General features: G+C 44.8%; 32 protein-coding genes. 3 read left to right on the top strand and 29 right to left on the bottom strand.

Going from position 1 to position 25,920, the window contains the following annotated elements:
- Nucleotides 1-12 precede the first annotated feature (12 nt).
- From argR to MY9_RS12325, 24 genes are all read right to left on the bottom strand, one after another.
- Entirely contained in the window at nt 13-462 is a 450-nt protein-coding gene (argR, locus tag MY9_RS12210) for an arginine repressor ArgR (RefSeq protein WP_003230265.1), read from the bottom strand.
- Nucleotides 463-558: 96 nt separating this feature from the next.
- Nucleotides 559-1,404 carry a TlyA family RNA methyltransferase gene (locus tag MY9_RS12215; protein WP_014664557.1) on the bottom strand — a complete coding sequence of 282 codons (846 nt, stop codon included), beginning with the start codon at nt 1,402-1,404 and terminating at the stop codon, nt 559-561.
- Nucleotides 1,401-3,302 carry a 1-deoxy-D-xylulose-5-phosphate synthase gene (dxs, locus tag MY9_RS12220; RefSeq protein WP_041521375.1) on the bottom strand — a complete coding sequence of 634 codons (1,902 nt, stop codon included), beginning with the start codon at nt 3,300-3,302 and terminating at the stop codon, nt 1,401-1,403. Before dxs ends, MY9_RS12215 begins: the two co-directional genes overlap by 4 nt.
- 175 nt (nt 3,303-3,477) lie before the next feature.
- Entirely contained in the window at nt 3,478-4,368 is an 891-nt protein-coding gene (locus tag MY9_RS12225; protein ID WP_014664560.1) for a polyprenyl synthetase family protein, read from the bottom strand.
- On the bottom strand, nt 4,358-4,612 hold the full coding sequence (locus MY9_RS12230) for an exodeoxyribonuclease VII small subunit (RefSeq protein ID WP_003226409.1): 255 nt from the start codon (nt 4,610-4,612) through the stop codon (nt 4,358-4,360). The genes MY9_RS12225 and MY9_RS12230 overlap by 11 nt, the downstream gene beginning before the upstream one ends.
- A complete protein-coding gene (gene xseA, locus MY9_RS12235; RefSeq protein ID WP_041521376.1) occupies nt 4,609-5,955 on the bottom strand; it encodes an exodeoxyribonuclease VII large subunit in 1,347 nt (448 codons plus the stop codon). Before xseA ends, MY9_RS12230 begins: the two co-directional genes overlap by 4 nt.
- 138 nt (nt 5,956-6,093) lie before the next feature.
- On the bottom strand, nt 6,094-6,945 hold the full coding sequence (gene folD / locus MY9_RS12240; protein WP_003226403.1) for a bifunctional methylenetetrahydrofolate dehydrogenase/methenyltetrahydrofolate cyclohydrolase FolD: 852 nt from the start codon (nt 6,943-6,945) through the stop codon (nt 6,094-6,096).
- An 11-nt stretch (nt 6,946-6,956) separates the two neighbouring features.
- On the bottom strand, nt 6,957-7,352 hold the full coding sequence (nusB, locus tag MY9_RS12245; protein WP_014664562.1) for a transcription antitermination factor NusB: 396 nt from the start codon (nt 7,350-7,352) through the stop codon (nt 6,957-6,959).
- Nucleotides 7,353-7,614: 262 nt separating this feature from the next.
- Complete coding sequence (gene yqhY, locus MY9_RS12250) at nt 7,615-8,022, bottom strand: fatty acid biosynthesis protein YqhY (RefSeq protein WP_003236896.1); 408 nt, start codon at nt 8,020-8,022, stop codon at nt 7,615-7,617.
- 20 nt (nt 8,023-8,042) lie between these two features.
- Complete coding sequence (gene accC, locus MY9_RS12255; RefSeq protein WP_014664563.1) at nt 8,043-9,395, bottom strand: acetyl-CoA carboxylase biotin carboxylase subunit; 1,353 nt, start codon at nt 9,393-9,395, stop codon at nt 8,043-8,045.
- Between the two features lie 11 nt (nt 9,396-9,406).
- Nucleotides 9,407-9,889: an acetyl-CoA carboxylase biotin carboxyl carrier protein gene (gene accB / locus MY9_RS12260; RefSeq protein WP_014664564.1), complete on the bottom strand. Its 483-nt coding sequence runs from the start codon at nt 9,887-9,889 to the stop codon at nt 9,407-9,409.
- A 156-nt stretch (nt 9,890-10,045) separates the two neighbouring features.
- Nucleotides 10,046-10,702, bottom strand: a complete 657-nt coding sequence (spoIIIAH, locus tag MY9_RS12265; protein WP_003230250.1) for a stage III sporulation ratchet engulfment protein SpoIIIAH — start codon at nt 10,700-10,702, stop codon at nt 10,046-10,048.
- Entirely contained in the window at nt 10,703-11,392 is a 690-nt protein-coding gene (spoIIIAG, locus tag MY9_RS12270; protein ID WP_041521377.1) for a stage III sporulation protein AG, read from the bottom strand. It abuts the gene before it with no gap.
- Nucleotides 11,385-12,005 (bottom strand): stage III sporulation protein AF, encoded by a 621-nt coding sequence (gene spoIIIAF / locus MY9_RS12275; protein WP_014664566.1) that lies wholly within the window; start codon nt 12,003-12,005, stop codon nt 11,385-11,387. Before spoIIIAF ends, spoIIIAG begins: the two co-directional genes overlap by 8 nt.
- A 13-nt stretch (nt 12,006-12,018) precedes the next feature.
- Nucleotides 12,019-13,218, bottom strand: coding sequence for a stage III sporulation protein AE (gene spoIIIAE / locus MY9_RS12280; RefSeq protein ID WP_014664567.1), 1,200 nt, complete (start codon nt 13,216-13,218; stop codon nt 12,019-12,021).
- An 18-nt stretch (nt 13,219-13,236) separates the two neighbouring features.
- The gene (spoIIIAD, locus tag MY9_RS12285; protein WP_014664568.1) at nt 13,237-13,638 is read right to left on the bottom strand and encodes a stage III sporulation protein AD; all 402 of its coding nucleotides are present in this window, start codon (nt 13,636-13,638) and stop codon (nt 13,237-13,239) included.
- A 6-nt stretch (nt 13,639-13,644) separates the two neighbouring features.
- The gene (gene spoIIIAC / locus MY9_RS12290; RefSeq protein WP_003153142.1) at nt 13,645-13,851 is read right to left on the bottom strand and encodes a stage III sporulation protein AC; all 207 of its coding nucleotides are present in this window, start codon (nt 13,849-13,851) and stop codon (nt 13,645-13,647) included.
- 22 nt (nt 13,852-13,873) lie between these two features.
- Complete coding sequence (spoIIIAB, locus tag MY9_RS12295) at nt 13,874-14,389, bottom strand: stage III sporulation protein SpoIIIAB (protein WP_014664569.1); 516 nt, start codon at nt 14,387-14,389, stop codon at nt 13,874-13,876.
- Nucleotides 14,383-15,306 (bottom strand): stage III sporulation protein AA, encoded by a 924-nt coding sequence (gene spoIIIAA, locus MY9_RS12300; RefSeq protein WP_014664570.1) that lies wholly within the window; start codon nt 15,304-15,306, stop codon nt 14,383-14,385. The genes spoIIIAB and spoIIIAA overlap by 7 nt, the downstream gene beginning before the upstream one ends.
- 75 nt (nt 15,307-15,381) lie before the next feature.
- Nucleotides 15,382-15,663, bottom strand: a complete 282-nt coding sequence (locus MY9_RS12305) for a YqhV family protein (RefSeq protein WP_014664571.1) — start codon at nt 15,661-15,663, stop codon at nt 15,382-15,384.
- A gap of 145 nt (nt 15,664-15,808) precedes the next feature.
- Entirely contained in the window at nt 15,809-16,366 is a 558-nt protein-coding gene (gene efp / locus MY9_RS12310; RefSeq protein WP_003226377.1) for an elongation factor P, read from the bottom strand.
- A 24-nt stretch (nt 16,367-16,390) separates the two neighbouring features.
- Complete coding sequence (gene papA / locus MY9_RS12315; RefSeq protein WP_014664572.1) at nt 16,391-17,452, bottom strand: aminopeptidase PapA; 1,062 nt, start codon at nt 17,450-17,452, stop codon at nt 16,391-16,393.
- A 2-nt stretch (nt 17,453-17,454) separates the two neighbouring features.
- Nucleotides 17,455-17,895, bottom strand: a complete 441-nt coding sequence (gene aroQ, locus MY9_RS12320; RefSeq protein ID WP_014664573.1) for a type II 3-dehydroquinate dehydratase — start codon at nt 17,893-17,895, stop codon at nt 17,455-17,457.
- Between the two features lie 86 nt (nt 17,896-17,981).
- On the bottom strand, nt 17,982-18,518 hold the full coding sequence (locus tag MY9_RS12325) for a YqhR family membrane protein (protein WP_014664574.1): 537 nt from the start codon (nt 18,516-18,518) through the stop codon (nt 17,982-17,984).
- A gap of 225 nt (nt 18,519-18,743) precedes the next feature.
- On the opposite strand from MY9_RS12325, the gene MY9_RS12330 reads away from it, so the two are divergent.
- Both MY9_RS12330 and MY9_RS12335 read left to right on the top strand, forming a co-directional pair.
- Nucleotides 18,744-19,700 carry a DUF1385 domain-containing protein gene (locus MY9_RS12330; RefSeq protein WP_014664575.1) on the top strand — a complete coding sequence of 319 codons (957 nt, stop codon included), beginning with the start codon at nt 18,744-18,746 and terminating at the stop codon, nt 19,698-19,700.
- 39 nt (nt 19,701-19,739) lie between these two features.
- Entirely contained in the window at nt 19,740-20,135 is a 396-nt protein-coding gene (locus tag MY9_RS12335; RefSeq protein ID WP_014664576.1) for an SA1362 family protein, read from the top strand.
- Here the strand turns inward: MY9_RS12335 and MY9_RS12340 are convergent.
- The 3 genes from MY9_RS12340 to lipM all read right to left on the bottom strand — a co-directional run bounded on the left by MY9_RS12340 (nt 20,132) and on the right by lipM (nt 22,496).
- Entirely contained in the window at nt 20,132-21,007 is an 876-nt protein-coding gene (locus tag MY9_RS12340) for a patatin-like phospholipase family protein (RefSeq protein WP_014664577.1), read from the bottom strand. The two genes, MY9_RS12335 and MY9_RS12340, sit on opposite strands and share 4 nt — an antisense overlap.
- Before the next feature lie 124 nt (nt 21,008-21,131).
- Complete coding sequence (mntR, locus tag MY9_RS12345; protein WP_014664578.1) at nt 21,132-21,560, bottom strand: transcriptional regulator MntR; 429 nt, start codon at nt 21,558-21,560, stop codon at nt 21,132-21,134.
- A gap of 99 nt (nt 21,561-21,659) precedes the next feature.
- Entirely contained in the window at nt 21,660-22,496 is an 837-nt protein-coding gene (gene lipM, locus MY9_RS12350) for an octanoyltransferase LipM (protein WP_014664579.1), read from the bottom strand.
- 190 nt (nt 22,497-22,686) lie between these two features.
- On the opposite strand from lipM, the gene MY9_RS12355 reads away from it, so the two are divergent.
- Nucleotides 22,687-23,067, top strand: a complete 381-nt coding sequence (locus MY9_RS12355; protein WP_014664580.1) for a rhodanese-like domain-containing protein — start codon at nt 22,687-22,689, stop codon at nt 23,065-23,067.
- A gap of 35 nt (nt 23,068-23,102) precedes the next feature.
- On the opposite strand, the gene gcvPB is transcribed toward MY9_RS12355, so the two are convergent.
- Both gcvPB and gcvPA read right to left on the bottom strand, forming a co-directional pair.
- Nucleotides 23,103-24,569, bottom strand: coding sequence for an aminomethyl-transferring glycine dehydrogenase subunit GcvPB (gene gcvPB / locus MY9_RS12360; RefSeq protein ID WP_014664581.1), 1,467 nt, complete (start codon nt 24,567-24,569; stop codon nt 23,103-23,105).
- Nucleotides 24,562-25,908 carry an aminomethyl-transferring glycine dehydrogenase subunit GcvPA gene (gcvPA, locus tag MY9_RS12365; RefSeq protein WP_014664582.1) on the bottom strand — a complete coding sequence of 449 codons (1,347 nt, stop codon included), beginning with the start codon at nt 25,906-25,908 and terminating at the stop codon, nt 24,562-24,564. Before gcvPA ends, gcvPB begins: the two co-directional genes overlap by 8 nt.
- Between the last annotated feature and the right edge of the window lie 12 nt (nt 25,909-25,920).

The following is a 25,920-nucleotide window of genomic DNA, read 5'->3' on the forward strand; positions in this document are numbered from 1 at the left end:
TTAGTTTTTCTGTTACAGCAGTTCAAGCAGCCTGTTTTTTACGCCTTCTGTATCTTCAGGAGTCCGGCAAATAATTAAAATCGTATCATCTCCGCAAATGGTCCCCATCATTTCATCCCAGTCCAAATTGTCCATCAGCGCCCCGATTGCCTGGGCATTGCCCGGCATCGTTTTCAGCACAATCATATGGCTTGCTGAGTCTATTTTCACAAATGCGTCCATCAATGCCCGCTTTAGCTTTGAAAGCGGATTGAAACGCTGGTCCGCCGGAAGACTGTATTTGTAAGAACCATTATTCGTAGGCACTTTTACAAGGTGAAGTTCTTTAATATCCCGTGATACCGTCGCTTGCGTCACTTTGTAGCCATCCTGCTTCAGCATGTCGACCAATTCATCCTGCGTTTCGATTTCATTGCTCGTAATGATCTCTCTGATTTTAATATGCCTCTGGCCTTTGTTCATGTAAGCACCTCTATTTCCAGCTTATCTGTTCTTTTATGTTATATGATTCTCTGCACATTGTACATGAATGCAGAAAAAAGGAATAATAGCGCACTATTATTCCGGTACATCTGCTTTTTTTTCTTTTAACGTCGTATGTGCCTCTTCTACAACGCGCATGATCTCTTCTTCCGGCAGTTCCTGACCTGCCTGTCCCTCTCCCGGCCAATACAAATGAAGGAGAAACTCAATATTTCCGTCTCCTCCCGTGATCGGAGAAAATGACAGGCCTTTACAGATATAGCCTTCAGCGGCAGAAAAACTGATCATTCGCTTGAGCACATCAGCATGCACTTTAGGATCTCTGACAATCCCTTTTTTGCCGACCGATTCCCTTCCCGCTTCAAACTGAGGCTTAACAAGAGCCATGCAGTCGCTGCCCGGTACGAGCAATGTTTTAAGGACAGGAAGGATGAGCCGCAAGGAAATAAAGGACACATCTATTGTGGCAAACTCCGGCATGCCCTTTGTAAAGTCTGCCGGTGTTGCATAACGGAAGTTCGTCCGTTCCATCACGACGACCCGTTCATCCTGTCTGAGCTTCCACGCAAGCTGATTATAGCCTACATCCACAGCGTATGACTGTTTAGCTCCATTTTGCAAAGCGCAGTCCGTAAAACCGCCAGTGGAGGAGCCAATATCAATCATAATTTTATCTTTGACAGAGACGGGAAATTCCTTCAGCGCCTTTTCGAGCTTTAAACCGCCCCTGCTCACATACCTCAGCGGGTTTCCTTTGACGGTTAACGGAAGGTCGCGGTCAATTTTTTCTCCAGGCTTGTCCAAGCGGTTTTCGTTTGAATAGACGATCCCCGCCATAATGGCTCTTTTGGCTTTTTCACGCGTTTCCGCCAGCCCTCTTTCCACTAATAATACATCTAATCGTTCTTTCTTTGACGTCATGATCCAATTCCTTTGTGTGTCTTTGGCGGCATCAGTAATCTAATACGGTTTGCCACCTGCTGTATTGTCAGTCCAATTTCCTCTAGAAGCGCGGTTACGCTTCCGTGTTCAATAAACCGATCAGGAATACCCATTCTGTCGATCGGTGTATGATATTCACCTTGATCATGAGCGAATTCTAAAATCGAGCTCCCGAAACCGCCTTCTAAGACCGCTTCTTCAATTGTTAAAATGGGCAAGCCTTCTTTTAGGATACTCTTCATCATCTTTTCATCAATCGGCTTAATAAAACGCGCATTCACAACGCGCACGGAAAGGCCTTCTTTCTGCAGCTCTTCGGCTGCCTCAATCGCCATTTCAATTGTTGTACCGAATGTTAAGATGACAGCATCGTTCCCTGGACGCAGCACCTCCCACGTACCGATCGGAATCGTTTTCAACTGTTCATCCATTTTTACGCCGAGTCCGTTTCCGCGCGGAAAACGCATCGCTATCGGACCTTCGTCATAGCTAAGTGCTGTATGAACCATGTGCTGGCCTTCATTTTCGTCTTTCGGCATCATTAAGACCATGTTTGGAATGTGACGCATAAACGCAATATCAAACACGCCTTGATGTGTCTCTCCATCTGCGCCAACGAGTCCTGCACGGTCAATTCCAATAAACACATTGGCGTTTTGGCGGCAGATGTCATGAACGACTTGGTCATATGCCCTTTGCAGGAAGGTTGAGTAAATTGCCAAAAACGGCTTCATACCCTGCATTGCCATAGCTGCAGCCATTGTTGCCGCATGCTGTTCTGCGATTCCTACGTCGAACATCCGGTCAGGGAATTCCTTTGCGAACCCTTCAAGCTTTGAACCGACAGGCATAGCCGGCGTAATGGCTACAATGCGTCCGTCTTCGCGCGCCATTCGCTGCACAGTTCCACTGACAAGGCCGCTCCATGAAGGAGCTGCGGCTTTCGGTTTTACAAAGTCACCGGTATTAATTTTGTATGGTCCGGTACCGTGCCATGTTCCAATTGTATCGGTCTCAGCCGGTTTGTACCCCTTCCCTTTTTTCGTGATGACATGCAGGAGAACAGGGCCTTTCGTTTTTTTGGCGTATTGAAGATTCTCAATCAGCTCATGATAAGAATGTCCGTCCACCGGGCCCAAATACGTAAAACCAAGCTCCTCGAAAAACATTCCGGAGACGAGCATGTATTTCAGGCTGTCTTTGACCCGTTCAGCTGTCGCGGCAAGCTTGCCTCCAACTGCCGGAATCTTTCTAAATAAGTATTCAAGCTCATCTTTGACCCACTGGTATTTCCCCGCAGTGCGAAGCCGTCCGAGCATAGAATGAATGGCGCCGACATTTGGTGCAATACTCATTTCATTATCATTAAGAATGACAATCATGTCTTTTTTCTCGTCGCCGATGTGATTAAGGGCTTCAAGCGCCATTCCGCCGGTCAGCGCGCCGTCCCCAATAATCGGAATAATATATTCATCCGTTCCTTTAATATCACGCGCAGCTGCCATTCCCATCGCGCCTGACAGAGAAGTCGAGCTGTGCCCGGTTTCCCAAACATCGTGCTCGCTTTCGCTCCGCTTTGGAAATCCGCAAAGCCCTTTGTACTGGCGAAGCGTCGCAAATTCTTTTCCGCGACCTGTCAGCAGTTTATGGACATACGACTGATGGCCTACATCCCATAAAAACTTGTCTTTCGGGCTGTTAAATTCCTTATGCAGTGCAACAGTAAGCTCTACGACACCTAAGTTTGGGCCGATGTGGCCGCCGGAAGCGGATAAACTTGTAATTAAAAACTGACGGATTTCATCACTTAATTTCTCTAATTCATCAATGGACATGTTTTTTAAAAACGACGGGTCCTGTATTGATAAAAGATCCAAAGCGGATCAACTCACTTTCAGCATGAATTTCTGCAATGACACATGTCTTCCAGAATGCCGAGCTGGACAATCATCTCGGACATAAAAAAAGACAAACGCGCTTTCCTTTTCATTTTTCATATAAACTGCTTACATTTTACCATATCTCGTGCAGCCGCTTCAAATTAGGATCGTCTTAGTGATCTCTTGCCGCAATTAAATCACAAAGCTCATACAAAAGGTCTTGTTGAAGAGAGAGTCCGCCGATCAATCGCTTCGCCTCTTTTATATGAGCATCCAATTTACGTTTGGCCCCTTCCAGTGAAAGAAGTGATGGGTAAGTCGATTTGTCATTTGTGGTATCCGAGCCGACACGTTTGCCGATTTTCTCTTCACTGCCTTCTAAATCTAAAATATCGTCTCTGATTTGAAAACCGATTCCAATGTGGCTGCTGAAGGTACGCAGGGTTTCAATGTCTTCCTCAGGTGCATCCGCCAAAATCGCGCCGGCGATTACACAAAAACCTAGAAGCTTGGCAGTTTTCCGTTCATGAATGGATTCCAGCTCTTCAAGCGTGACTTGGCGGTTTTCCGCTTCCATATCAGCGACTTGTCCCCCGACCATGCCCTCGGTGCCTGCCGCTGAAATCAGTTCATTGACAAGCCGAAGGCGCTTTTCTGCTGACACCTCGTCTGACACGTGGGAGGTGATGAGCTTAAAGCTTTCCGTGAGCAGTCCGTCACCCGCTAATACTGCTGTCGCTTCACCAAATACTTTATGATTTGTCGGCTTCCCGCGGCGCAAATCGTCATCATCCATGCATGGAAGATCATCATGAATTAGCGAATATGTGTGAATCATTTCGACAGCACAGCCGACCGGAATGCCGTCTTGTTCGCTTTTTCCATATGCGTTTAATACAGCCAGTACAATCAGAGGACGCAACCGCTTTCCGCCGGCCTCTAGAGAATACAGCATAGATTTCTTTAATGAGTCCGGCATATCAAGCTTTTCTGTATAGACAGAAAGCTGATTTTCAATTGTTTTTTTCCGGTCCGCCAGAAAACTCGTTAATTTATTTGTCACCTTCGTCTTCCTCCTGAACACTGAAAGGTGCCAGTTCGCCGTCTTCTTTTAAAATGAAGTCCATTTGCTTTTCGACTTTTTGCAGCTTTTCATGGCACATTTTGGATAAAGCCATGCCTTCTTGGAAATAGTTAATCGCTTGCTCTAGAGGCACATCCCCCTCTTCAAGCTTTGAGACAATGCTCTCAAGACCTTTCATCGCTTCTTCAAATGTCATGTTTTCATTTTTTTTCACGTCTGTCATTTTTCTTCCCCTCTCTTTTCTAATACTTCACAGGCCAGCACGCCATCCGTCAGCTTCACTTCTAGCCGGTCCTTCTCTTCTATCTGATTGACACTTTTAATGAGTTTATCTTCTTTATAAGCAAGACTGTATCCTCTTTCCATCACTTGAAGAGGACTTAGTGCATTCAGCTTGCCAAGAACTGTTTGGAATTGGGAATGCAGCTGCTTCATTTGGATATTCATATTTTTTCTCAGCTGATTCGTCTGTTCCTCGTAGCGTGTTTTTGCTTGCTTCAGCTGTTCATGAGGATGCAGTGCCTCTAATCTGTACGTTTCCCGCTCCAACTGTCTGCTTTTCCGATCTAAAAGAGCGGTCAGCTGTGCTTGAAACTGCTGGTACGCGAGGTCAAACTGCTGCTCTTTTTGCGCATACAATCGCTTTGGAAAACGAAAGGCATAGGACGATTGCAGCGTTTGAATCCGTTCTTTTTTCTGGCCGAGATGCTGCTGCATCGCTCTTGTCATCCTGACTTCCGCTGTTTTTGTCCGTTCGATTAAATCAGTGGTATGAGGCACGGCAATCTCAGCTGCCCCTGTCGGCGTCGCTGCTCTGATATCTGCGACAAAATCACTGATCGTAAAATCCGTCTCATGCCCAACTGCCGATATAATTGGAATATTGGAAGCAAAGATTGCGCGAGCTACAATTTCTTCATTGAATGCCCACAGTTCTTCTATCGAACCGCCGCCTCTCCCGACAATTAATACGTCGCACATCTCTTTTTCATTTGCTTCTTCAATGCGCGTAACAATGGATCTGCTCGCATTTTCGCCTTGTACGAGCGCTGGAAGAACAATGACTTTCACAAGGGGATATCTTCTTTTTAGAGTTGTAATAACGTCTCTGACAGCGGCACCCGTTGGAGATGTCACAACCCCGATTGTGGCTGGAAATGCGGGGATTTGTTTTTTGTAGCGGTCGTCAAATAAACCTTCTCCGGCAAGCTTCTTTTTTAATTCTTCGTACGCTAAATAGAGCGCTCCGACCCCGTCAGGCTGCATTTCTTTGGCATATAGTTGATAGTTTCCGCTCGGTTCATATACGGAAATTCCGCCTCTGACCAGCACTTTCATACCGTTTTCAGGTTTAAAAGGCAGACGCTCGCTTTGTCTAGCGAACATCACCGACTGCATTCTTGCGTTTTCGTCTTTCAAAGTGAAATAAATGTGGCCTCGTGTGTGTATCTTTACATTCGATAATTCGCCTTTAATCCAAATATTTTCTAGGTGAGGATCTACATCGAATTTTCGTTTTATATACTTTGTCAGCGCTGAGACGGTAACATACGCTGCTTCACCCATGTCTAAAAACTCCTCTCCTAAGCATTCCTGCACCATAACTAAAGAAAACCCGCCCTGGCTTTAGGAGCCTGAAGAAGCGGGTATCGTGCTCATATTCAAGGCGGGCAATACGCCCCGCCTGTGAATATCTCCAATTATCTATGATAACGTACGTTTCGCAGATTTAACAGTATTATGCGCAAGCATCGTGATGGTCATCGGACCTACTCCGCCTGGAACCGGCGTGATGAAGGATGCTTTTTCCTTTGCCCCTTCAAATTCAACGTCTCCGCAAAGCTTTCCGCTTTCCAGACGATTAACGCCGACGTCAATGACAACAGCGCCCTCTTTGATCTGGTCTGCACTGATGAAGTTGGCTCTTCCCACTGCCACCACCAGGATGTCCGCTTTTTTCGTATGCTCAGTAATATTTTCTGTTCTTGAATGACAGTAAGTAACCGTCGCGTTTTCATTTAATAAAAGCTGGCCGACAGGTTTGCCGACAATGTTGCTTCGGCCGACTACAACAACCTCTTTACCGGAAAGGTCGATATTGGTTTTCTTCAAAAGCTCAACAATTCCATGAGGCGTGCAAGGGAGAAACGTATCTTCACCAAGCAGCATTTTCCCTACGTTTAACGGATGAAACCCGTCTACATCTTTATCAGGAGAGATACGTTCGATCACCGCTTTTTCAGAAATATGATCTGGAAGCGGAAGCTGAACGAGAATGCCGTGAAACTCAGGGTCTTGGTTATATTGATCAATAATGGAAAGCAGTTCAGCTTCAGTGAGGCTGCTGTCAAATTGATCGAGCTTGAAATTCATTCCCATTGTTTCAGCCGCTTTTTTCTTTCCTCGCACGTAAGAGTGAGAAGCAGGATCATCTCCAATCAAAATAACCGCCAGTCCGGGAGTGACACCTTGCTTTTTAAGCTCTTCTACCTCTTTTGCCAATTGTTCGCGTTTTTCTCTAGCCGTTTCTTTTCCGTCGATGATTGTTGCAGTCATTTTCTTTCCTCCTATGATTGTTCAATATCAGATTTAATGTTAGAAAGAACCCCGTTTACAAACTTTGTCGCTTTGTCATCACCAAACCGTTTTGCCAGCTCAATCGCTTCGTTCATGGAGACATTCACCGGAATGTCTTCGGCATATGCCATTTCATATGCTGCCAGGCGCAAAATCGCACGGTCAACATTGGCTATCCGATCGAGCTTCCAATTCACCAGATGCTTGGAGATCATTTCATCCAGCTGGTCTTGGTGTTCCAATACCCCGTATACAAGCTGTTCAAAGAAAGGATCTGTTTTTTCTTCATCCAGTGCGTGTTCTATGGCTTCATTCACTGCAATATCGCTGACATCAATTTGAAATAGTGCCTGCAAAGCTTTTTCTCTTGCTGTTCGTCTTTTCATTTTCTTTCTCCTTTGATCCTCTTTATACACTTGTCGTTAAGCCACAAAGAGATCATAACATATTTTTTTCGTATCCGCATATTGAAATCAAGGTTTTTTCACCCTATTACCGAATATTTTCATAAACCTTAATATGATCATTCGGATTTCACGTTCATGAAGAAACTCGGCTTTTGAGCCGGCTTTCTTCATGCTTTGAAATAAAGGGTAACGTGTAAAAAAACCAAAGGGCCGCCCTCCCCTTGGTTTCGTGTTAAGCCATTTACATTTCTTCGTCGATTTGGACTTCCTGGGCTTTTGTGTCAAATTGAATGCCGACGATGTGAATATTAATCTCGTTAATCGAAAGAGACGTCATATTTAATAAGGTTTGACGAATATTTTCCTGAACGGACGCTGCAACTTTCGGAATCGAAACGCCAAATGTAACGACACAGTATACATCGATCGTAATTCCGTCATCCGCCAGGTCGACTTTGACGCCTTTGCCATGATTCACTTTGCCAAAGCGCTCGACGACGCCTGTCGCAAAGTTTCCGCGCATTTCGGCAACCCCATCAACTTCTGATGCTGCAATGCCGGCAATGACCTCAATGACCTCCGGTGCAATCTCAACCTTACCTAAATGCGTATCTTCTTGATCCATTTTAAGCAAGCTGTTGTCTTTCATTCAATTCACCTCCGTAAAAATTATGAGCCCATTACATCATATGTTTCTAAAAATTTCGTATTAAACTCTCCGCTCACAAATGTTTCGTGTTCAAGCAGTTTTAAATGGAACGGGATTGTTGTCTCAATGCCTTCGATGACGAATTCGCTCAATGCGCGTTTCATGCGGGCAATCGCTTCATCCCTCGTTTTTCCGTATGTGATTACCTTTGCAATCATGCTGTCATAGTACGGCGGGATGGAATAGCCCGGGTACGCAGCTGAATCGACGCGGACACCAAGACCGCCAGGAGGCAGGTACATTTTAATTTCACCAGGTGACGGCATGAAATTTTTACTTGGGTTTTCTGCGTTAATTCGGCATTCGATGGACCAGCCTTCAAATTCAACATCTTCTTGCTTAAGGTCCAGTTCCATTCCTGATGCCACCTTGATTTGTTCCTTAATCAGGTCCGTGCCCGTCACCATTTCTGTGACTGGGTGCTCTACCTGGATTCTCGTGTTCATTTCCATGAAGTAATAGCGCTGTTCATTGTAGTCATAGATAAATTCAACTGTTCCAGCACCTGTGTAGCCAACCGCTTTTGCAGCCTTTACTGCTGCATCTCCCATCTGCTCCCTGATTTCTGAATCAAGGGCTGGAGATGGTGATTCTTCCAAAAGCTTTTGCAGGCGTCTTTGGATCGAGCAGTCGCGTTCTCCCAAATGGATGGTGTTTCCGTAGTTATCGGCAAGCACTTGGATTTCAACATGGCGAAAATCTTCTATGTATTTTTCGATGTATACGCCTGGATTTCCGAATGCTGTTGCAGCTTCCTGCTGTGTAATCTTAATGCCATTAATCAGTTCCTCTTCAGTGCGGGCAACTCTGATTCCTTTTCCGCCTCCGCCTGCGGTGGCTTTTATAATTACAGGATACCCAATTTCATTAGCAAGCGAAACCGCTTCTTCCACATTTTCTATAATTCCCTGTGAACCCGGTACGATTGGCACGCCGGCCTGTTTCATCGTTTCCCGCGCAACGTCTTTTGTTCCCATTTTTGAAATGGCGTCAGCGCTCGGGCCGACAAACGTGACATTCACTTCTTCACATAATTCAGCGAAATCAGCATTTTCAGCTAAAAATCCATATCCCGGATGAATAGCGTCCGTGCCAGTCAGCTTTGCAACACTCACAATATTTGTAACGTTTAAATAGCTGTCTTTTGATGCTTTTGGCCCGATACAAAAAGCTTCATCGGCCATTTGAACATGAAGGGCATCTTTATCAGCTTCTGAATAAACAGCGACAGTCTCAATACCGAGCTCTCTGCAGGCTCTGATGATTCTGACAGCAATTTCTCCTCTGTTGGCGATCAATAGCTTTTTAATCATGTTCAGTCTCCTTACTCTGCTTTTACAAGAAATAGAGGTTGTCCGTATTCGACCAGCTGGCCGTTTTCTACTAATACTTCAACGATTTCGCCTTTCACTTCTGCTTCGATTTCGTTGAAAAGCTTCATCGCTTCTACAATGCAGACAACTGTGTTTTCATTCACTTTTGAACCGGCTGTTACATACGGGCCAGCTTCCGGTGATGAAGATGCATAAAATGTTCCTACCATTGGTGAAGTGATTTTATGTAGATTCTCATCTTGCTTTGGTGCTTCTTGGGCAGGTGCAGACGCTGCTTGCTGCGCTTGCGGCTGAACTGCCTGCGGAGCCTGTGCCTGTACAGGTGCTGCCGGCGCCTGCTGCATGACTTGAACAGTGCCTGCTTCGTGTTTTTTCAGTTTTAAGGATACACCTTCATTTTCATATACGAATTCGTCAATTGTAGACTCGTCAATTGCTTTAATCAGCTCGTGGATTTCTTTGATATTTAACATTCAATCGCACTCCTATGTATGAAATTTCTTTTTTTATAGGTTACTACTAAAAGTACATACTATGTTCATCTTACAGGAGCGGACTTTTGAATTCAACTCTAATATGACAGCAACGCAAAAAGCCCGCTTGTTTAGCGGGCTTTTTTCTCCTCATTCTTATTTAGAGGGTTCAAATGTGACAGCGACATCTTTCATTGTTTTGATTTCTTTTGCGACAAGGTCTATAATGGCTGTCGCCTTCGATTTGGAGTGTTTGTCTGATTTGACTGTAATATTGATTTTATCTCCTTCAGCATTGACGAGCGCATCCTCGTAACCTTGTGTTTTAATCAGCGTTTCCAGCTGTTTTTCTGTTCCTTCCACTTCACTGAGAGCCGTCATTTTATCGTATGCTTCGCTTTTCTCCTTGGCTGTTGCATCATCGCTTGACACAATAGCATTCAGCTCTTCTCTTTCTTTGCTTCTGGCATCTTCTAAATCAAGACGGTACGTCGTAAATAGATCATCATCGGCTGTTTCCGTAACGACAGTTCCTTTTTCACTGGCTTCAGCGGATGTTTCCTTGTCTGCTGATGAATCTTTCGTTCCCTTTGTTCCATCTTCTTTTCCTTTTTCAGTTTCTGTACCGCTTTTTTCCTTCGTGTCTTGTTTGGCAGGCGCTTTTTCAGTTGCGACCTCTCCACTGTCAGACGCGCTTTTTTCACTTTGCATTTGCACGGCGTTTTTGCTTTCCGGCGACATGATATAGTAGACGCTTAACACCACGACAAGACTGAGCATTGTTAATAGCCAAACGGTTTGTTTTTTAAGCATTTATGAATCCTCCTTTATTTTTTTAGGGGCAACCGCAACCCGGTGGCTTGGAACATCCAGGACTCGTGTCACCGCTTCAATAATGGTTTGTTTTATTTGAACGTTGTCCACTCCTTGAGCAACAACGAGTACACCGCGTATATCAGGTTTTTTCGTTTGGACGACGACAGGTGTTTCTTTATCGCCGTTTTTGATCATGACGATTTCTTCCTCCGATGTCTGGTCTGTAACACTTCTTGTTCCGCCTTCTTTGTCTGTTTCTTCAGTGGTCGTATTTTTATTTGATTTGTTTTTTTCATATACTTTCAGGGACGTTGCATCAACATTCACGACAACCGAGACATCATCCACTCCAATGATTGTTTCAAGAATTTCTTTCAGCTGATTTTCGTATTCTTTTTCATAATCATCGATCGAGTTTTTAGGCTCATCAGACTTTGAGGCTTTAAACACTTCAGCTGTTTTCTCTTTGCTGCCTTCAGAATTTTGTGAGGATACGGCCGTTATTGTTTTGGCGTTTTCTGTTTTCTCGGGTGAAGAAAACAACTGGCTGACAAGCATAAAGGAAACTCCGAGAACAAAAACGAACAGAAAGTAATGATATTTGGTCAGCTTCGGCTTTTCGCCGTCCTTCGTTTGTCCCGGAAGAAACTGCTTTTTCAATACATTCCATAATCCGTTTTTATTCATTGCTGACACTCTCCCCGCCTTCCATATGAACCGTAATTTTCTTACGTCCGATTTCCCAAATGTCCGCGAGCTGCGTTTGGATCTGTTTGGCTTCTTTTTGTTCGGCTGCTTCTTTCGTTACGTATGCATGATCTGTATCAATGTGGACCGGCGCGACCGTTTGGACCGTTTTTTCAGAAGACGGGGCCATATACACCCTGATTGTTTTAATATCCTCTTCTGAATCTACCTTTTCTCCTGCCGTGAGTTTGATGCTGCCTACTTTATATTCATCATGACTGAATCTCTCCTCCGCTTTCTTTTTTAGTTGGACAGCCATTTCTTCTAGAATATATGCGCGCTGGGAAGCTTGTATTTCTATTTTTTTTGAATTGATTTGATTTTTTATGTCGGCGGACTCTGATTGTTCGTTTTTTGTGAGGTATTCAAAGATGACTTCGGGATCTGTCTTGAAAAGTTTAAAAATTGGCGTAAGCATGACGACAATCAAGAGCAGGCTGACTACCATTTTTGCATACTTTTGCATGCTGGAGCTTGGCAGCAGCATATCAATCACAATTGCAAATAGGATAAACAACACGATGGTGGTAAGCCATTCTGTTAAAAAACTCATTCGCCTGCCTCCTTTATTTCATCATCATCGTGAGGTTCCCGGCTGTGATTATGACAGTAAGGCTTAAAAAAAACATGAGGGACACAATGGCGAGAGCTGCAAAAATATAGATGACGCTTTTGCTGATGACGTCGAGGCAGGTGATGACGGGCCCGCCTCCAAGCGGCTGAAGAATCGCGGCTGCCAGCTTATAAATAAAAGCGAGGGAAAGCACTTTGATTGCCGGAAATGCCGCGATACAGATCAAAATAGCGACACCCAGAATCCCTACCGTATTTTTCAGCAGTAAGGAGGCGCTGATTACTGTATCTGTTGCGTCTGTAAACATTCTGCCAAGCACTGGAATAAAATTTCCGGTTATGAATTTAGCCGTCCTGAGCGTAATGCCGTCTGTCACTGCAGCTGAGGCTCCCTGAACAGAGATGACGCCGAGAAAGATGGTAAGAAAAACAGCCAGTGCTCCGATGGCGATATTTCTGAGCAGGTTGGCCAGCTGCGTTACTTTGTATTGTTCGGTCATTGTGCTGACAATGCTCAGAATCGCTGATAAGAAAATCAGCGGCATGACGATATTTTGAATCAAGAGGCCGCTCGTGTTCATCAGAAAGAGGATAACAGGATGAAAGAAGGCAGCAGATACAGCTCCGCCTGAGGAAGCCAAAAGCGCCAAGAGGAGCGGAATGAGTGCCAGGATAAAGCTGGTCATCGTCTGAATGGCCTCAGTTGCATAATTGATTGCCACATGAAAGCTGTTCAGCGCAAGGATAATCAGCACCATGTACACAATTGAGTAAGCGACCTTACTGACAGTGCTTTGCTGAAACGCATTTTGCAAAAGCTGCAGAATGACGCAAAAAATCGTGAGCAAAATCAATGTGCCCAGCAGCTTTCCGTTTGCAAGCACTTCATGGAACAAATAAGAAAAGAGAGCTTTCAGCCATTCTTGGGGTGAGAATGATTTCTCGCCGTTGATAAACTCGATTAAACTGCCTTTTTGGCTTTCCGGCAGCAGTCCGCCGTATTCTGTCATAATATCATTCCAAAATTCTCCGATCTTATCTGTTTCAAGCGAGGCTGCTGTCCTTTCCGCTAATTGCTCGGCCGTTTCAGCATGATCTTCCGTTTGTTCGTCATTACCGGCTGCTTGTACAATTTCTGCACGCCCTGCTATGATCAGCACGGCCAAAAGCAAAACCCATTGAAAACGCTTCAATCTACCGCCTCCTTTCGGTTATGACATAGAAGGTATGAGTCCGAGAATCGTTTCGATAATGACGGTTAAAATAGGCACAGACATAACGAGAATTAAAATTTTCCCCGCCAATTCTATTTTCGAGGCGATGGCTCCTTGACCGGCATCTTTTGTGAGCTGTGCCCCGAATTCAGCAATATAGGCGATTCCGATAATCTTTAAAATGGTTTCAACATAGACCATGTTGACATTTGCATTAATCGCGATTTTTTCTATCATTCGTATAATGTCGTAGATTTGGTCTACTAAATAAAGAAAAATGGCACATCCGGCAAAAACGACGATTAAAAAAGCAAAAGTCGGCTTTTGTTCTTTTACTATTAAAGAAAGGAAGGTGGCGATCAGCCCTAAACCTACAATTTGAACAATGTCAATCTGCAAGCCCCCCTATCCTTGGAATAAAAACACAGCTTTTATCTTTTTAAATAGGTCATCTACAATGGTGGCCACCATAAATAAAATATAGATAAAACCTAACAGCGTCACCCACTGAGCGTATTCTTTTTTGCCCATCTGATCCAATATCGTGTGTAAAAAAGCGACCACGATTCCCACTCCGGCGATTTGAAATATGACATTCACATCTACTCCCATTTTATTTTTGCTCCCCTCATGTTTACATCAATAGAAGAATGAGTAACAAGCCCGCTAAAAAGCCCAAACTTTTTATCATCTTTTCGTTTTTCGCTTGCGCCTGCTCAGCATCCGCTTCTGAGGCTTCCAAATGTGTCAGCGCCAGCTTGATGTGCTTTTGCTGTGAGATTCGATCATGAATCCCGAGCGTCTCGCCAAACTGCTTTAGCACCTCGTATTCGCTTTTTTTCAAAGACATGGTGTCCCATACCTTTTTTAAGCTTTGCTCCCACGCCGTTTTCGCGGAATCGCTTCCCTTTTCCAGCTGATCACTGAATGCGGAAAAAAGAGCTGAAACAGGCTGTGCGAGCTGCTTGGCAATCTGCTGTGAAGCGATATGAAGCGGTGTATGGCCGTACATGATTTCAGCCTCGAGGGATTGAAGCGCCGCACGCAGCTGACGGATTTGCCGCGGCCGTTCTGTATAAATCTTCGCCATCTCAAAACCTGTCCATGTTGTCGCTACCACAATGAATACTGCGCCCAGCAGCTTCAGCATGTTTTCACGCCCGTCGTCCTAGACAGCACATGTCCGTCTTTGTCATAAATACGACTCACTGTGCCCGGCCCTTTTGCTCTTGATAATTCCAAATAGCGGTCAAAGGCTCTTTCTTCCCACAATCGCTTCAATGAAGGCCGCTTCATGAGATCGGATATGCTCCAGCCATGCGCCGATACGATTACTGAAACACCTGCATGCAACGCCTCCAGAAGCGCATCTGTATCTTCCATACGCCCGATTTCATCGACAATCATCACCTCAGGACTCATGGATCGAATCATCATCATCAGCCCCTCAGCCTTCGGACAGGCGTCTAATACGTCAATTCTCTGTCCAAATTGATGCTGCGGAATGCCGCGCAGACATCCGGCAATTTCTGACCGTTCATCGACGATTCCTGTCTTTACGGGCAGCATGCGGTTTTTACCGGTGCTCGAGAGCCTCGCAAGGTCCCGAAGAAGTGTTGTTTTGCCGGTTTGGGGCGGCCCGATAATCAGCGTATTCAGCCAGCTGGTTTGATATAAGTACGGAAGCAGCGGCTCCGCAATCCCCAGCTTTTGCCTGGCAATTCGTATATTAAAAGATGCGATGTCACGGAGTCCTTTCACACCCCCGTTTTCCGTAATGACTCTGCCTGCCAGTCCGACTCTGTGGCCGCCTCTGATCGTGACATACCCTTTCTTCAGCTCTTCTTCAAGAGTATACATGCTATAGTTGCTGAGCCGGCTCAGGATCAGATGGGTATCCTCGGCCGTACCCACATACGATAAAAAAACAGGTTGTCCTTTTCGAATCAATTCAATGGGGCGGTTGACCCGAATTCTGACTTCTTCGATTTCCAGCCATTGTTGTTCCGGTATTTCAGAAAGGGCGTTTTTCATGGATTCAGGGAGAACCTCAGCGATTTCATTCAACAGAGCCTCCTCCTTTCTACCGATTGGCTTCTTTAAAATGTATGATGTGAGGCAGACTTTATGACAAGCCTCTTCTTATTTATGAACACCCGCCAAAATCAAAACAACACCCGTAAAAATCAGAATCAGCTTTGCATACGAAAGCTGCCCGGCAATTTGGTAGATTCCGACTGTCATCGTAATGATAAAAATCAACGGCCCTACAATAGCAAGAATGCTGTTAACCACAACTGCCTTCCGGACATCGTTTGTCACAAGCATGATAATGGCTGCAGTCAGCTCAATCATAGAGGATAAAACTCGCAATCCCGCCATTGTTAAAACAGTAGAATTGATATTTCCAAGAAAAAATTTCATAGCACTCTCCCAACCTCCTGTTTTTTTATATGATATGCTCTAGCTTGCTGGAGTAGTCTTGTCATTTTCGTATAAAAGAAAGATTCTGTTTTTGGGCACAAAAAAAGCCTGCTCCCAATTTGGGAACAGACTTCTTTTTTTCTTTCTATGCTCTTGAAACGTAAGAACCGTCTGATGTATTGACAACAAGTGTGTCGCCTTCATTCACAAAGAACGGCACGTTTACAACAAGCCCGGTTTCAGTTTTCGCAGGTTTTGTACCGCCTGATGCTGTATCACCTTTAATACCAGGTTCAGTTTCAACAACTTTCAGCTCAACTGTGTTTGGAAGTTCGATACCAAGTGTTTCATCCTGGTACATCATGATATGCACAGACATGTTTTCAAGCAGGTATTTTAATTCTTCTTCGATTTGAGTTGCGCTCAGTTCAAGCTGCTCATAAGAAGAAGTATCCATAAATACGTGCTGATCTCCGTTTGCATATAGATATTGCATTGTTTTTGTTTCGATTTGCGCTTTCGCTACTTTTTCACCAGCGCGGAAGGTTTTTTCCTGAATGGCGCCAGTGCGAAGGTTGCGAAGTTTAGAGCGGACAAAGGCCGCACCTTTTCCAGGTTTTACGTGCTGGAAGTCAACGACGCGCCAAATGCCGCCATCTACTTCGATTGTTAATCCTGTACGGAAATCGTTAACTGAAATCATGTTTAATGTCCTCCTATATTACAATCACAAAATAATAAGTTCTTTTGGGGAATGGGTGATTGTCCGGTTGCCGTTTTCTGTAATCACGATGTCATCTTCAATACGGACACCGCCTGTTTCTGGTATGTAAATGCCCGGCTCCACTGTGACCACCATGCCCGGTTCAAGGATAGCTGAAGATCTGACGGATAATCCCGGCGATTCATGAACTTCCATGCCGAGCCCGTGCCCGGTTGAATGACCGAAATATTCACCGTAGCCTTTTGCCGCAATGTGATCCCTTGTGAGGGCGTCAGCCTCTTTTCCTGTCATTCCCGGCTTAATATGTGCGACGCCGAGCGCCTGAGCATCAAATACAACCTGATAGATCTCCTTCAATTGATCACTGGGCTGACCAACAGCGACCGTACGGGTAATATCAGAACAATATCCTTTATAATAAGCGCCAAAATCAAGCGTAACAAGGTCTCCGCTTTCAATCAGTTTGTCACTGGCCACACCGTGAGGAAGGCTTGACCGAAGGCCCGAGGCGACAATCATATCAAAAGAAGAGCTGTCAGCTCCTTGGCTTCTCATATAAAATTCCAGCTCATTGGCAACAGCGATTTCAGAAATGCCGGGTTTCATAAACGTCAAGATATGTTTGAAGGCATCATCTGCAATCTTCGCAGCTTCCTCTAATATCTTAATCTCTTCACTAGACTTAATCAAGCGCAACTTTTCCACGGATTCAGCCACAGGCACTAATTCGGCCTCACTGATAACGGCGCTGTATGAAGCATAAGTGCCATATGTCATGCTGTTCTGTTCAAAGCCGAGACGCTTGATGCCGAACGATTCCACAGTGTCGGCAGTGGTCTGAATCAGGCTGCCGCCATGTTCAATGATCTCAAAACCTTTGACCTGAACCTTCGCCTGCTCTGTATAACGAAAATCCGTAATAAACGCTGCTTTGTCACCCGATATAACAGCCAAACCCGCAGAACCTGTAAACCCTGTCATATAGCGTACATTCGTGCTGCTTGTAATCAGCATGCCGTCAATTCCCAGCTGTTCAAAAAGGTTTCTTAATTTCTCTAGCTTCATCCTTATTCTCCCCCTTGCTGGCTTAATAAGTAGCGAACAGCAAGCTTGTAGCCTTCAGCTCCAAGACCGACAATCTGCCCTTTCGCAACCGGAGCGATAACCGACTGATGCCTGAATTCTTCCCTGGCGTATAAGTTTGATAAATGCACCTCAACCACAGGAAGACTGATGCTTGAAACAGCATCCCTGATCGCATAGCTGTAATGGCTCAGGGCGCCGGGGTTCAGAACAATCCCGCTGTATTGCTCCTCAGCCTCATGTATCGCATCGATCAAATCACCTTCGTGATTAGACTGGAAGAAAGTGAGCTGGATATGTAAGGCTTCAGCAAATTGAAATAAATCTGTTTCAATATCGGTCAGCGTCTGGCGGCCGAATACTTCAGGCTCACGCTTCCCAAGCCGATTGACATTCGGTCCGTTCAAAATCAAAAAATGAGGCACATAATCTCTCCTTTTCGCGAGGGTTTCTCATGCAAAAAATGTTCACTTCTCGTGAACATTTTATCATACTGGAAAAGGTTTATACACTATTCTCTATGCATTCCCAGCGCACGTGCCAGCTTTTCCGAATTCAGCTCATTGTATTCAAATGAAATGGAATACCCGACAAACAGCCCGTAAAGCAAATAAATGCAAATCGTCGTAATAATGGTATCTGATGTCAGTTCGTTCACCGTGCGCACATCTGGAAAAATCGGATTAAAAACAAAAAACACGAGCAGCCAAAGCACCAAGCCGTATAAAATACCCGGCCACATTGTTTTTAAACGTTTCAATAGAAGAAAATAAAGAAACGCTGCGCCAATTGAAATCACTCCAATCAAAATGATGCTGATCACCGTTCCTAGTCCATGTTTTTTCCACTCTCCGAGCACAAACGGCTGCAAAATCATATTCGGGCTGATTTCAGAAAAATGAAACAAATATGCGATATAAGCAACGAAACTCCATAATACGCCTCCGCAAAAACCTGTTGCTGCCACCCTGCCGGCCATCGAAACAGGCGGCCCTTGCTTCTCATTCAATTCTTCATTTTGTTCTGTATCTTTTTCGCTTGTCATCATGGCACCTCCAGTTAAAGTGTGCCCAAAAAATGAAATGTCAATAAAAAAGCTCACACTTTTTGACAGCTGCGAGTAAAATTTGAAAATAACGGGTATAATGCATGTAGAAAAAGCAAGGCTATGGCAATTTTTCAGCCTGTCAATCTAGAGGTTTAGCGCTGTTTCCTGTACAATAGAGTGAAAGGAAATGGTTAGCAATCCTAAAGAAATAGGCAGGTTGATAATATGTCAAAACATAAAATTCCGCCCGCTTACGGCGGGCAGGCTGTTGTGGAAGGCGTTATGTTTGGCGGAAAGCATCATTACGTTACAGCCATCAGAAGAACGGATGGAAGCATGAACTTTTTTAAGCTTCCCCGCAAACACAACCCGAAACTGAACATCGTAAAAAAGATACCGTTTTTACGGGGGATCGCGGCCATTATCGAAGCGAGTGCAAACGGCACAAAGCATTTGAATTTTTCAAGCGAACGTTACGGGCTCGATCCATCTGAAGACGAGACACTTGAGCAGGAAGAAAAAAAATCGTCTGGACTGTCTATGTATCTCAGCCTCGCGGTTATCGGCGTCCTTTCATTTTTGTTCAGTAAATTCGTATTTACATTGGTTCCGGTTTTCTTAGCTGAACTGACAAGGCCGATTTTTTCATCGGACATAGCTCAAATCGCGGTTGAAAGCCTGTTTAAGTTGATTTTGCTGCTCGGTTACATCTATTTTTTGTCCATGACACCGCTCATTAAAAGAGTGTTTCAATATCATGGAGCCGAACATAAAGTCATAAACTGTTATGAACAGAATTTGCCAATTACTGTGGAGAATGTCCAAAACCAATCTCGGCTTCATTACCGCTGCGGATCAAGCTTTATTTTATTCACGATTATTGTCGGCATGTTTGTTTATTTACTCGTTCCGACAGATCCGCTTTGGCTGCGTGTGATAGATCGTGTCGCACTGATACCGGTCGTACTTGGTATATCCTTTGAAGTTCTGCAGCTGACAAACAAAGTGCGTGATATTCGCGGTCTGAAATTACTAGGGTACCCGGGACTTTGGCTTCAGCTGTTAACTACGAAGGAACCTAAGGATGACCAGGTTGAAGTTGCCATTGAAAGCTTTAACGAACTTCTCAGACTCGAAGAATTGTCTGAGCAAAATCAGAAGCCTTCTCACAACGTCATCTAAAATTCGTTGCCCTGCTACTACTTTCGGAGGTGGACAGTTATGAATCATCGTGTACAACCTATTGTTGCTGTATTAATTGCGCTGGGAGCGTTCGGTTTCCTCTATGTGCTGGTAACCAATCCCGGGGAAATGGCAAAAATGGCGGTTACCGTCATCGTGGCAGGTATCATTATTTATTTTATTGTGAAATATGTAATGAATCGAAATGCGGGCAGCGAAGGAGCAGCCTTTAAAAAAGCGGCGAAACAATCGCGGCGCCGGATGAAAGAACAAAAAGCAAAACACCGCGCCGGACATAAGGGACGTGTCAGCCACCTGCGTAGCGTTCCGAGCGCCAGCAAGCCTAAGCCGATGATTCTCAAGAAAAAAAGCCAGACTCAGCTGACTGTTATAGAAGGGAAAAAAAATAAAAAGAAAAACAGAGCGCTTTTTTAATAGGTCCACTGCTTTAAAAACAGCTCTGTCCGTCTTTTACCTAGCTCAATCAGGGCTAGTTTTTTTTGTTGCGTTAAATGAAAATCAGTCGCCATTACGTCATCAACAGGGAGAAAAATAATATTTTGTTCATAGCGTGATGCTATGTGTCTTGCGTCATGGGCATCCTTCATCGTTTCAAACAGGGCGCCGAACAGTTCGAAAGCGTTGCGGATATTTTTTTTCGGACGTTCCCTTTCACGCGGCGCAAGCGTCACACCGATCACAGGGCGCTTTCTTTCCTTTGAAAACAGCCAGATGGGGAAATTGCTTAACACACCACCGTCAACAACCGTGGCGGTGCCTGTGTCCGTTTTTAATTTTATCGGTTCAAAAAAATACGGAATGCTGCAGCTCATTCTGACCGCTCTGGCAACCGGGAACATATCGGGATTTAACCCGTAACGGGGCAAATCGTCCGGCAAAACAATCATGGTGCCGTTTGTCAGATCAGAAGCAATAAGGCGCAGAGACCCTTTCTGCAAATCGCCGAAAACCCTTATGCCTTTCGCTCTTAATAGATCAGCAATCCATTTTTCTATCGTATCGCCTTTGTATAGTCCAAGACGCCAGTAGATGGACACCCACTGGAGCATTTTTAAGGGGAGAAAAGAGTACCTCTGATCCAGCAATTTCTCTCCGTCCACTTCTTCAATTAAAGCGTGGATTTCCTTACTGGTGTAACCTGACGCAATGAAAGCGGCAATAATGGCGCCCGCGCTTGTTCCCGCAACCCTTTTAAAGCGGAAGCCTTTTTCCTCAAGCGCTTCATAAGCACCTGCAAGCGCAATGCCTTTTACTCCTCCGCCGGAAAACACACCGTCAATATACATCTCATTCCCTCCCCCTCCATCCGATCGTTTATTACCATTTTAAGAAAACACGCGAAGAAATAGACCAACGAATGACGGGCGGCGCACCGCATCAAAAAAGACGGCCTCCTTTGAGACCGCCTTTTTACTGATTATGATGTTCTGTTTTCTTTTGGATTGATTTCAGATCTTTTTTACGGGTATCATCTTCTTCAAAATATTGAACAAGATCCCCGATGCGATCAATGCTGTTCCAGCTTAAATGATGTTCGATTCCTTCGACATCGTTATATATTTTCTCTTCATCAACACCAATGATTCTTAAAAACTGCTCAAGCAATTCATGTCTGTAAACCAGCCGTTTGCCTATTTTTTTCCCTTTAGACGTTAACACGAGACCGCGATATTTTTCATAAATTAAATATTCGTCTTTATCTAGTTTTTGAACCATTTTTGTTACAGAGGAGGGATGGACTGCCAATGCTTCCGCGATATCGGAAACTCGCGCATATCCTTTTTCTTCAATCAGCATATAAATCTGTTCAATATAATCTTCCATACTTGGTGTTGTCATCGAAACCCTCCCAAAAAGCACCTTAACTTTATAAACCATTACAAGTTTACACTAATGAACTTGAAAAAACAAGGATGCTCCGCGGGTCAAAAGCCCTGTTTACCGCTTATAATTCCATTCATCTGAAGCATACTTTGTTTCAGCCAAGTGATGAACGAAATCAAGCTCTTCCTGAGAAAGTTCGTACGGCTCCAGATGAATGTTAAGACCTGTTTCAAATCCTTCTTTAAAGGCTTTACGAGCCTCATCCATCGTCACCCGTTTTTCGGTTAGTTCATTAATGGCAACCGCTTTATTTTTGAAATTGCGCTGCATCCGCTCTCTTACTCTTTCACTTGGATATAAGAACAGATCGAACAGCTTGTCCTCATCCAAATCAAGAAGAATGGAGCCATGCTGAAGAATCACGCCTTTTTGTCTCGTTTGTGCGCTTCCCGCCACCTTGCGGCCCTCAACCACTAGCTCATACCACGAAGGCGCGTCAAAACAAACGGATGACCGCGGATTTTTTAAGCTTTCTTTTTCTTTTTCGGTTCTCGGGATGGCAAAGTAAGCATCCAGGCCGAGATTTCTAAAGCCTTGAAGTATGCCTTCTGAAATAACCCTGTATGCCTCAGTAACAGTCGCCGGCATTTCGGGGTGCTCTTCCGAAACAATCACGCTGTATGTCAATTCCTGATCGTGCAGAACGCCTCTCCCTCCGGTCGGGCGTCTGACGAATCCGAGATTATACTTATGTACTGCTTCAAAATTGATTTCCTTTTTAATATTTTGAAAATACCCTACAGAAAGCGTCGCCGGATTCCAGCCATAAAAACGGATAACCGGGGGAATTTTCTTCTCGCTGTGCCAATATAAAAGCGCTTCATCAAGCGCCATATTGAATGCAGGACTTGCATTGCCTGAGTCTATAAACCGCCAAGTTTCTTTTTGCATTTTAAGACCTTCCTTACCGTTTTAATAGAATCAGTTTATCAAACTGCCGGGAAAATGAAAAATATTTTAGTTCCATTATAGATGACAATCACGCTGTGCTTTACTATAATAGTATTTGTCGAAAACGGCTCTATGGCCTTGTTTTATGAAGCAGGGTTTTGATTTTATATGCTAAAGGAGTAGAATCGCATTGTCTAATATGATCGTTTTGATTATTTTTGCTGCATTTATTGTCTATATGATTGCTTCATATGTTTATCAGCAGCGTATTATGAAAACACTTACCGAAGAAGAATTCCGCGCTGGTTACCGCAAAGCGCAGCTTATTGACGTTCGTGAACCGAATGAGTTTGAGGGCGGACATATTTTGGGCGCCCGCAACATCCCGCTGTCCCAGCTGAAACAGAGAAAAAATGAAATCCGTCCGGACAAGCCTGTTTACCTATACTGCCAAAACAGTGTCCGCAGCGGACGCGCGGCACAAACCCTGCGCAAAAACGGCTGCACTGAGATTTATAACCTAAAAGGCGGCTTTAAAAAATGGGGCGGAAAGATTAAAGCGAAGAAATAAAGCAAAACAGCTGTCTGGCAGACAGCTGTTTTTATTTATTTCTCTTCCGCCTCGTATCTGAGCACCGGGTGTCTCGCCGCTTTTGTTTCATCCATTCTTTTTACAATCGTTGTATGCGGCGCCTCCTGAACAAGCTCCGGATTCTCCTCCGCTTCTTTTGCGATTTGAATCATAGCATCAATAAACGCATCCAATGTTTCCTTTGATTCTGTCTCTGTCGGCTCAATCATGATGCATTCTTCAACATTAAGCGGAAAATAAATTGTCGGCGGATGATAGCCGAAATCAAGCAGCCGTTTTGCAATATCAAGCGTACGCACTCCCAGATTTTTCTGCCGCTTCCCTGACAATACAAATTCATGCTTGCAATGGCGGTCAAACGGAAGATCGTAATAAGGCGCGAGCTTTCTCATCATATAGTTGGCGTTTAACACTGCGTTCTCAGTAACAGCTTGTAACCCGTCAGGCCCCATGGAACGGATGTACGTATACGCTCTGACATTAATGCCAAAGTTGCCGTAATACGGCTTCACGCGGCCGATCGCATGAGGGCGGTCATAATCAAACGTAAAGCGCCCTTCTTTTTTGACTAAAACGGGTTTTGGCAAATACGGAATCAGATCTTGTTTTACACCGACAGGGCCTGAGCCGGGGCCTCCGCCGCCATGAGGGCCTGTGAATGTTTTATGCAGGTTGAGGTGCACCACGTCAAATCCCATATCCCCAGGTCTCGCTTTGCTTAAAACGGCATTTAAATTAGCGCCGTCATAGTACAATTTCCCTCCCGCTTCGTGAACAATCTCAGCCATCTCTGTAATCTGTTCCTCAAACAAGCCGAGCGTGTTCGGATTCGTCAGCATAAGAGCTGCAGTTTCTTCATTCACTGCTCTTTTTAAATCCTCTAAATCAACAAGCCCATTTTCATTCGATTTCACCGTAACGGTTTCAAAGCCTGCTACTGTCGCTGATGCAGGATTCGTCCCGTGCGCGGAATCAGGGACAATGACCTTCGTCCGCTTGAAATCCCCGCGTGCTTCATGATAGGCGCGGATCATCATCAGCCCCGTCCATTCACCGTGCGCTCCGGCAGCAGGCTGAAGCGTTACTTCATCCATTCCCGTTATTTCTTCAAGGTGCTTGCTTAAATCATATAAAAGCTCTAACGCGCCTTGTACCGTGCTTTCATCCTGAAGGGGGTGAATCGCAGCAAAACCGGGAATACGCGCGATTTTCTCATTGATTTTCGGATTATATTTCATCGTGCAAGAACCGAGCGGGTAAAAGCCGGAATCCACCCCGTGATTGCGTTTGGAGAGCGCCGTATAATGGCGCATGATATCCAGCTCTGAAACCTCCGGCAGCGCTGCGTCTTCGTCACGAATATAGGTGTCTGACAAGAGGTCCTCCAATTCGATTTCCGGTACATCGAGCTCCGGCAGACTGTAGCCGATACGGCCTTCTCTGGAAAGCTCAAAAATAAGTGCCTGATCCTGATTACTCATGGCGATCCCCCAATTCCTGAATGAGTGCGTCAATTTCTTCTTTTGTTCTCAGCTCCGTTACAGCAACCAGCATATGACAGTTTAGCTCCGGGTACGTCAGCCCAAGATCATATCCGCCAATCATTCCTTTTGCCAGCAAACGCTGGTTCACAGCTCTCACTGGTTCCTCCAGTTTGATGACAAATTCATTAAACATCGGTCCGTCAAACATAACGGTAAGGCCTGCTTTTTTTGCTTCTTGCTTTGCATAGTTGGCTTTTGAGAGATTTTGGCGGGCTATTTCTTTTACACCGTTTTTTCCGAGAGCAGTCATGGCCACTGATGCCGCCAGCGCATTTAACGCTTGGTTCGAGCAAATATTTGATGTTGCTTTATCCCGGCGAATATGCTGCTCCCTGGCTTGCAATGTAAGCACAAAGCCTCTTTTCCCGTTTTCGTCTTCCGTTTGCCCGACGAGGCGGCCCGGCACCTTTCTCATCAATTTTTTCGTAACGGCAAAAAAGCCGCAGTGCGGGCCGCCGTATGCTGAAGGAATGCCGAAAGGCTGCGCATCACCGACGACGATATCAGAGTGAAACTTGCCAGGTGGCGTGAGGAGGCCAAGTGCAAGCGGGTTGGCTGATACAATAAACATGGATTTCCCTTGATGAGCGATAGGCTCAATATCCTGTAACGGCTCAATCCGGCCAAAAAAATTCGGGTATTGAACGATCACTGCGGCTGTGTCCTCGCAAACGGTTTGGCGCAAAGCATCAAGATCTGTAACGCCATCTGCAGCGGGTACTTCAACAACTTCGATATACTGACCTTTTGCGTACGTTTTCAGCACTTCCCGCGATTCAGGATGCACGGTTTTTGACACAACGATTTTTTTCTTTTTCGTGTGGCCTGAAGCAAGCATTGCTGCTTCTGCCAAAGCTGTACCACCATCATACATAGAGGAGTTGGCGATATCCATTCCCGTCAGCTCACAGATCATCGTTTGGAATTCAAAAATCGCCTGAAGCTCTCCTTGTGAAATCTCTGGCTGATAAGGCGTATATGCGGTATAAAACTCAGAGCGCGAAATGACATGATCCACAATGACAGGCTGATAGTGGTCATATACACCCGCTCCTAAGAAAGAAGCATATTGTACGGTATCACGATTTTTAGAGGCCAGCTTTGTCAGTTCTCTTGTTAATTCCGTTTCTGATTTCGCTTTTTTGATTTGATACTCTTTTTTATATTTGACGTTCTCCGGTATATCAGCAAATAAATCATCGACGCTGCTTACACCGATCGCGGCAAGCATTTCCTGTTTATCCTTTTCTGTTGCGGGCAAATAACGGTGCTTCATGTGTTGACTCCT

It is taken from the genome of Bacillus sp. JS, assembly GCF_000259365.1.
GTDB classification, from domain to species: Bacteria; Bacillota; Bacilli; order Bacillales; family Bacillaceae; genus Bacillus; species Bacillus stercoris.

Coding starts and splice junctions, on each gene's coding strand:
- xseA (WP_041521376.1), bottom strand. CDS start 5,955: ATGGGTGAAGCAGCGTATGTTACCGTCTCAGCGCTGACAAAGTATATA.
- accB (WP_014664564.1), bottom strand. CDS start 9,889: ATGTTAAATATCAAAGAAATCCACGAGCTGATTAAAGCAATTGACGAG.
- MY9_RS12230 (WP_003226409.1), bottom strand. CDS start 4,612: ATGACAGACGTGAAAAAAAATGAAAACATGACATTTGAAGAAGCGATG.
- MY9_RS12335 (WP_014664576.1), top strand. CDS start 19,740: ATGAATCATCGTGTACAACCTATTGTTGCTGTATTAATTGCGCTGGGA.
- folD (WP_003226403.1), bottom strand. CDS start 6,945: ATGACTGCAACAATCATCGACGGAAAAGAAACGGCTAGAGAAAAACGC.
- spoIIIAF (WP_014664566.1), bottom strand. CDS start 12,005: ATGAGTTTTTTAACAGAATGGCTTACCACCATCGTGTTGTTTATCCTA.
- papA (WP_014664572.1), bottom strand. CDS start 17,452: ATGAAGCTAGAGAAATTAAGAAACCTTTTTGAACAGCTGGGAATTGAC.
- spoIIIAH (WP_003230250.1), bottom strand. CDS start 10,702: ATGCTTAAAAAACAAACCGTTTGGCTATTAACAATGCTCAGTCTTGTC.
- MY9_RS12325 (WP_014664574.1), bottom strand. CDS start 18,518: ATGATGACAAGCGAAAAAGATACAGAACAAAATGAAGAATTGAATGAG.
- spoIIIAC (WP_003153142.1), bottom strand. CDS start 13,851: ATGGGAGTAGATGTGAATGTCATATTTCAAATCGCCGGAGTGGGAATC.
- mntR (WP_014664578.1), bottom strand. CDS start 21,560: ATGACAACACCAAGTATGGAAGATTATATTGAACAGATTTATATGCTG.
- MY9_RS12215 (WP_014664557.1), bottom strand. CDS start 1,404: ATGACGTCAAAGAAAGAACGATTAGATGTATTATTAGTGGAAAGAGGG.
- spoIIIAG (WP_041521377.1), bottom strand. CDS start 11,392: ATGAATAAAAACGGATTATGGAATGTATTGAAAAAGCAGTTTCTTCCG.
- nusB (WP_014664562.1), bottom strand. CDS start 7,352: ATGAAAAGACGAACAGCAAGAGAAAAAGCTTTGCAGGCACTATTTCAA.
- MY9_RS12330 (WP_014664575.1), top strand. CDS start 18,744: ATGTCAAAACATAAAATTCCGCCCGCTTACGGCGGGCAGGCTGTTGTG.
- lipM (WP_014664579.1), bottom strand. CDS start 22,496: ATGCAAAAAGAAACTTGGCGGTTTATAGACTCAGGCAATGCAAGTCCT.
- efp (WP_003226377.1), bottom strand. CDS start 16,366: ATGATTTCAGTTAACGATTTCCGTACAGGATTAACAATCGAAGTAGAT.
- MY9_RS12305 (WP_014664571.1), bottom strand. CDS start 15,663: ATGAAATTTTTTCTTGGAAATATCAATTCTACTGTTTTAACAATGGCG.
- spoIIIAB (WP_014664569.1), bottom strand. CDS start 14,389: ATGCTGAAGCTGCTGGGCGCAGTATTCATTGTGGTAGCGACAACATGG.
- yqhY (WP_003236896.1), bottom strand. CDS start 8,022: ATGAAAGACAACAGCTTGCTTAAAATGGATCAAGAAGATACGCATTTA.
- accC (WP_014664563.1), bottom strand. CDS start 9,395: ATGATTAAAAAGCTATTGATCGCCAACAGAGGAGAAATTGCTGTCAGA.
- MY9_RS12340 (WP_014664577.1), bottom strand. CDS start 21,007: ATGTATATTGACGGTGTGTTTTCCGGCGGAGGAGTAAAAGGCATTGCG.
- gcvPB (WP_014664581.1), bottom strand. CDS start 24,569: ATGAGTAATCAGGATCAGGCACTTATTTTTGAGCTTTCCAGAGAAGGC.
- argR (WP_003230265.1), bottom strand. CDS start 462: ATGAACAAAGGCCAGAGGCATATTAAAATCAGAGAGATCATTACGAGC.
- gcvPA (WP_014664582.1), bottom strand. CDS start 25,908: ATGAAGCACCGTTATTTGCCCGCAACAGAAAAGGATAAACAGGAAATG.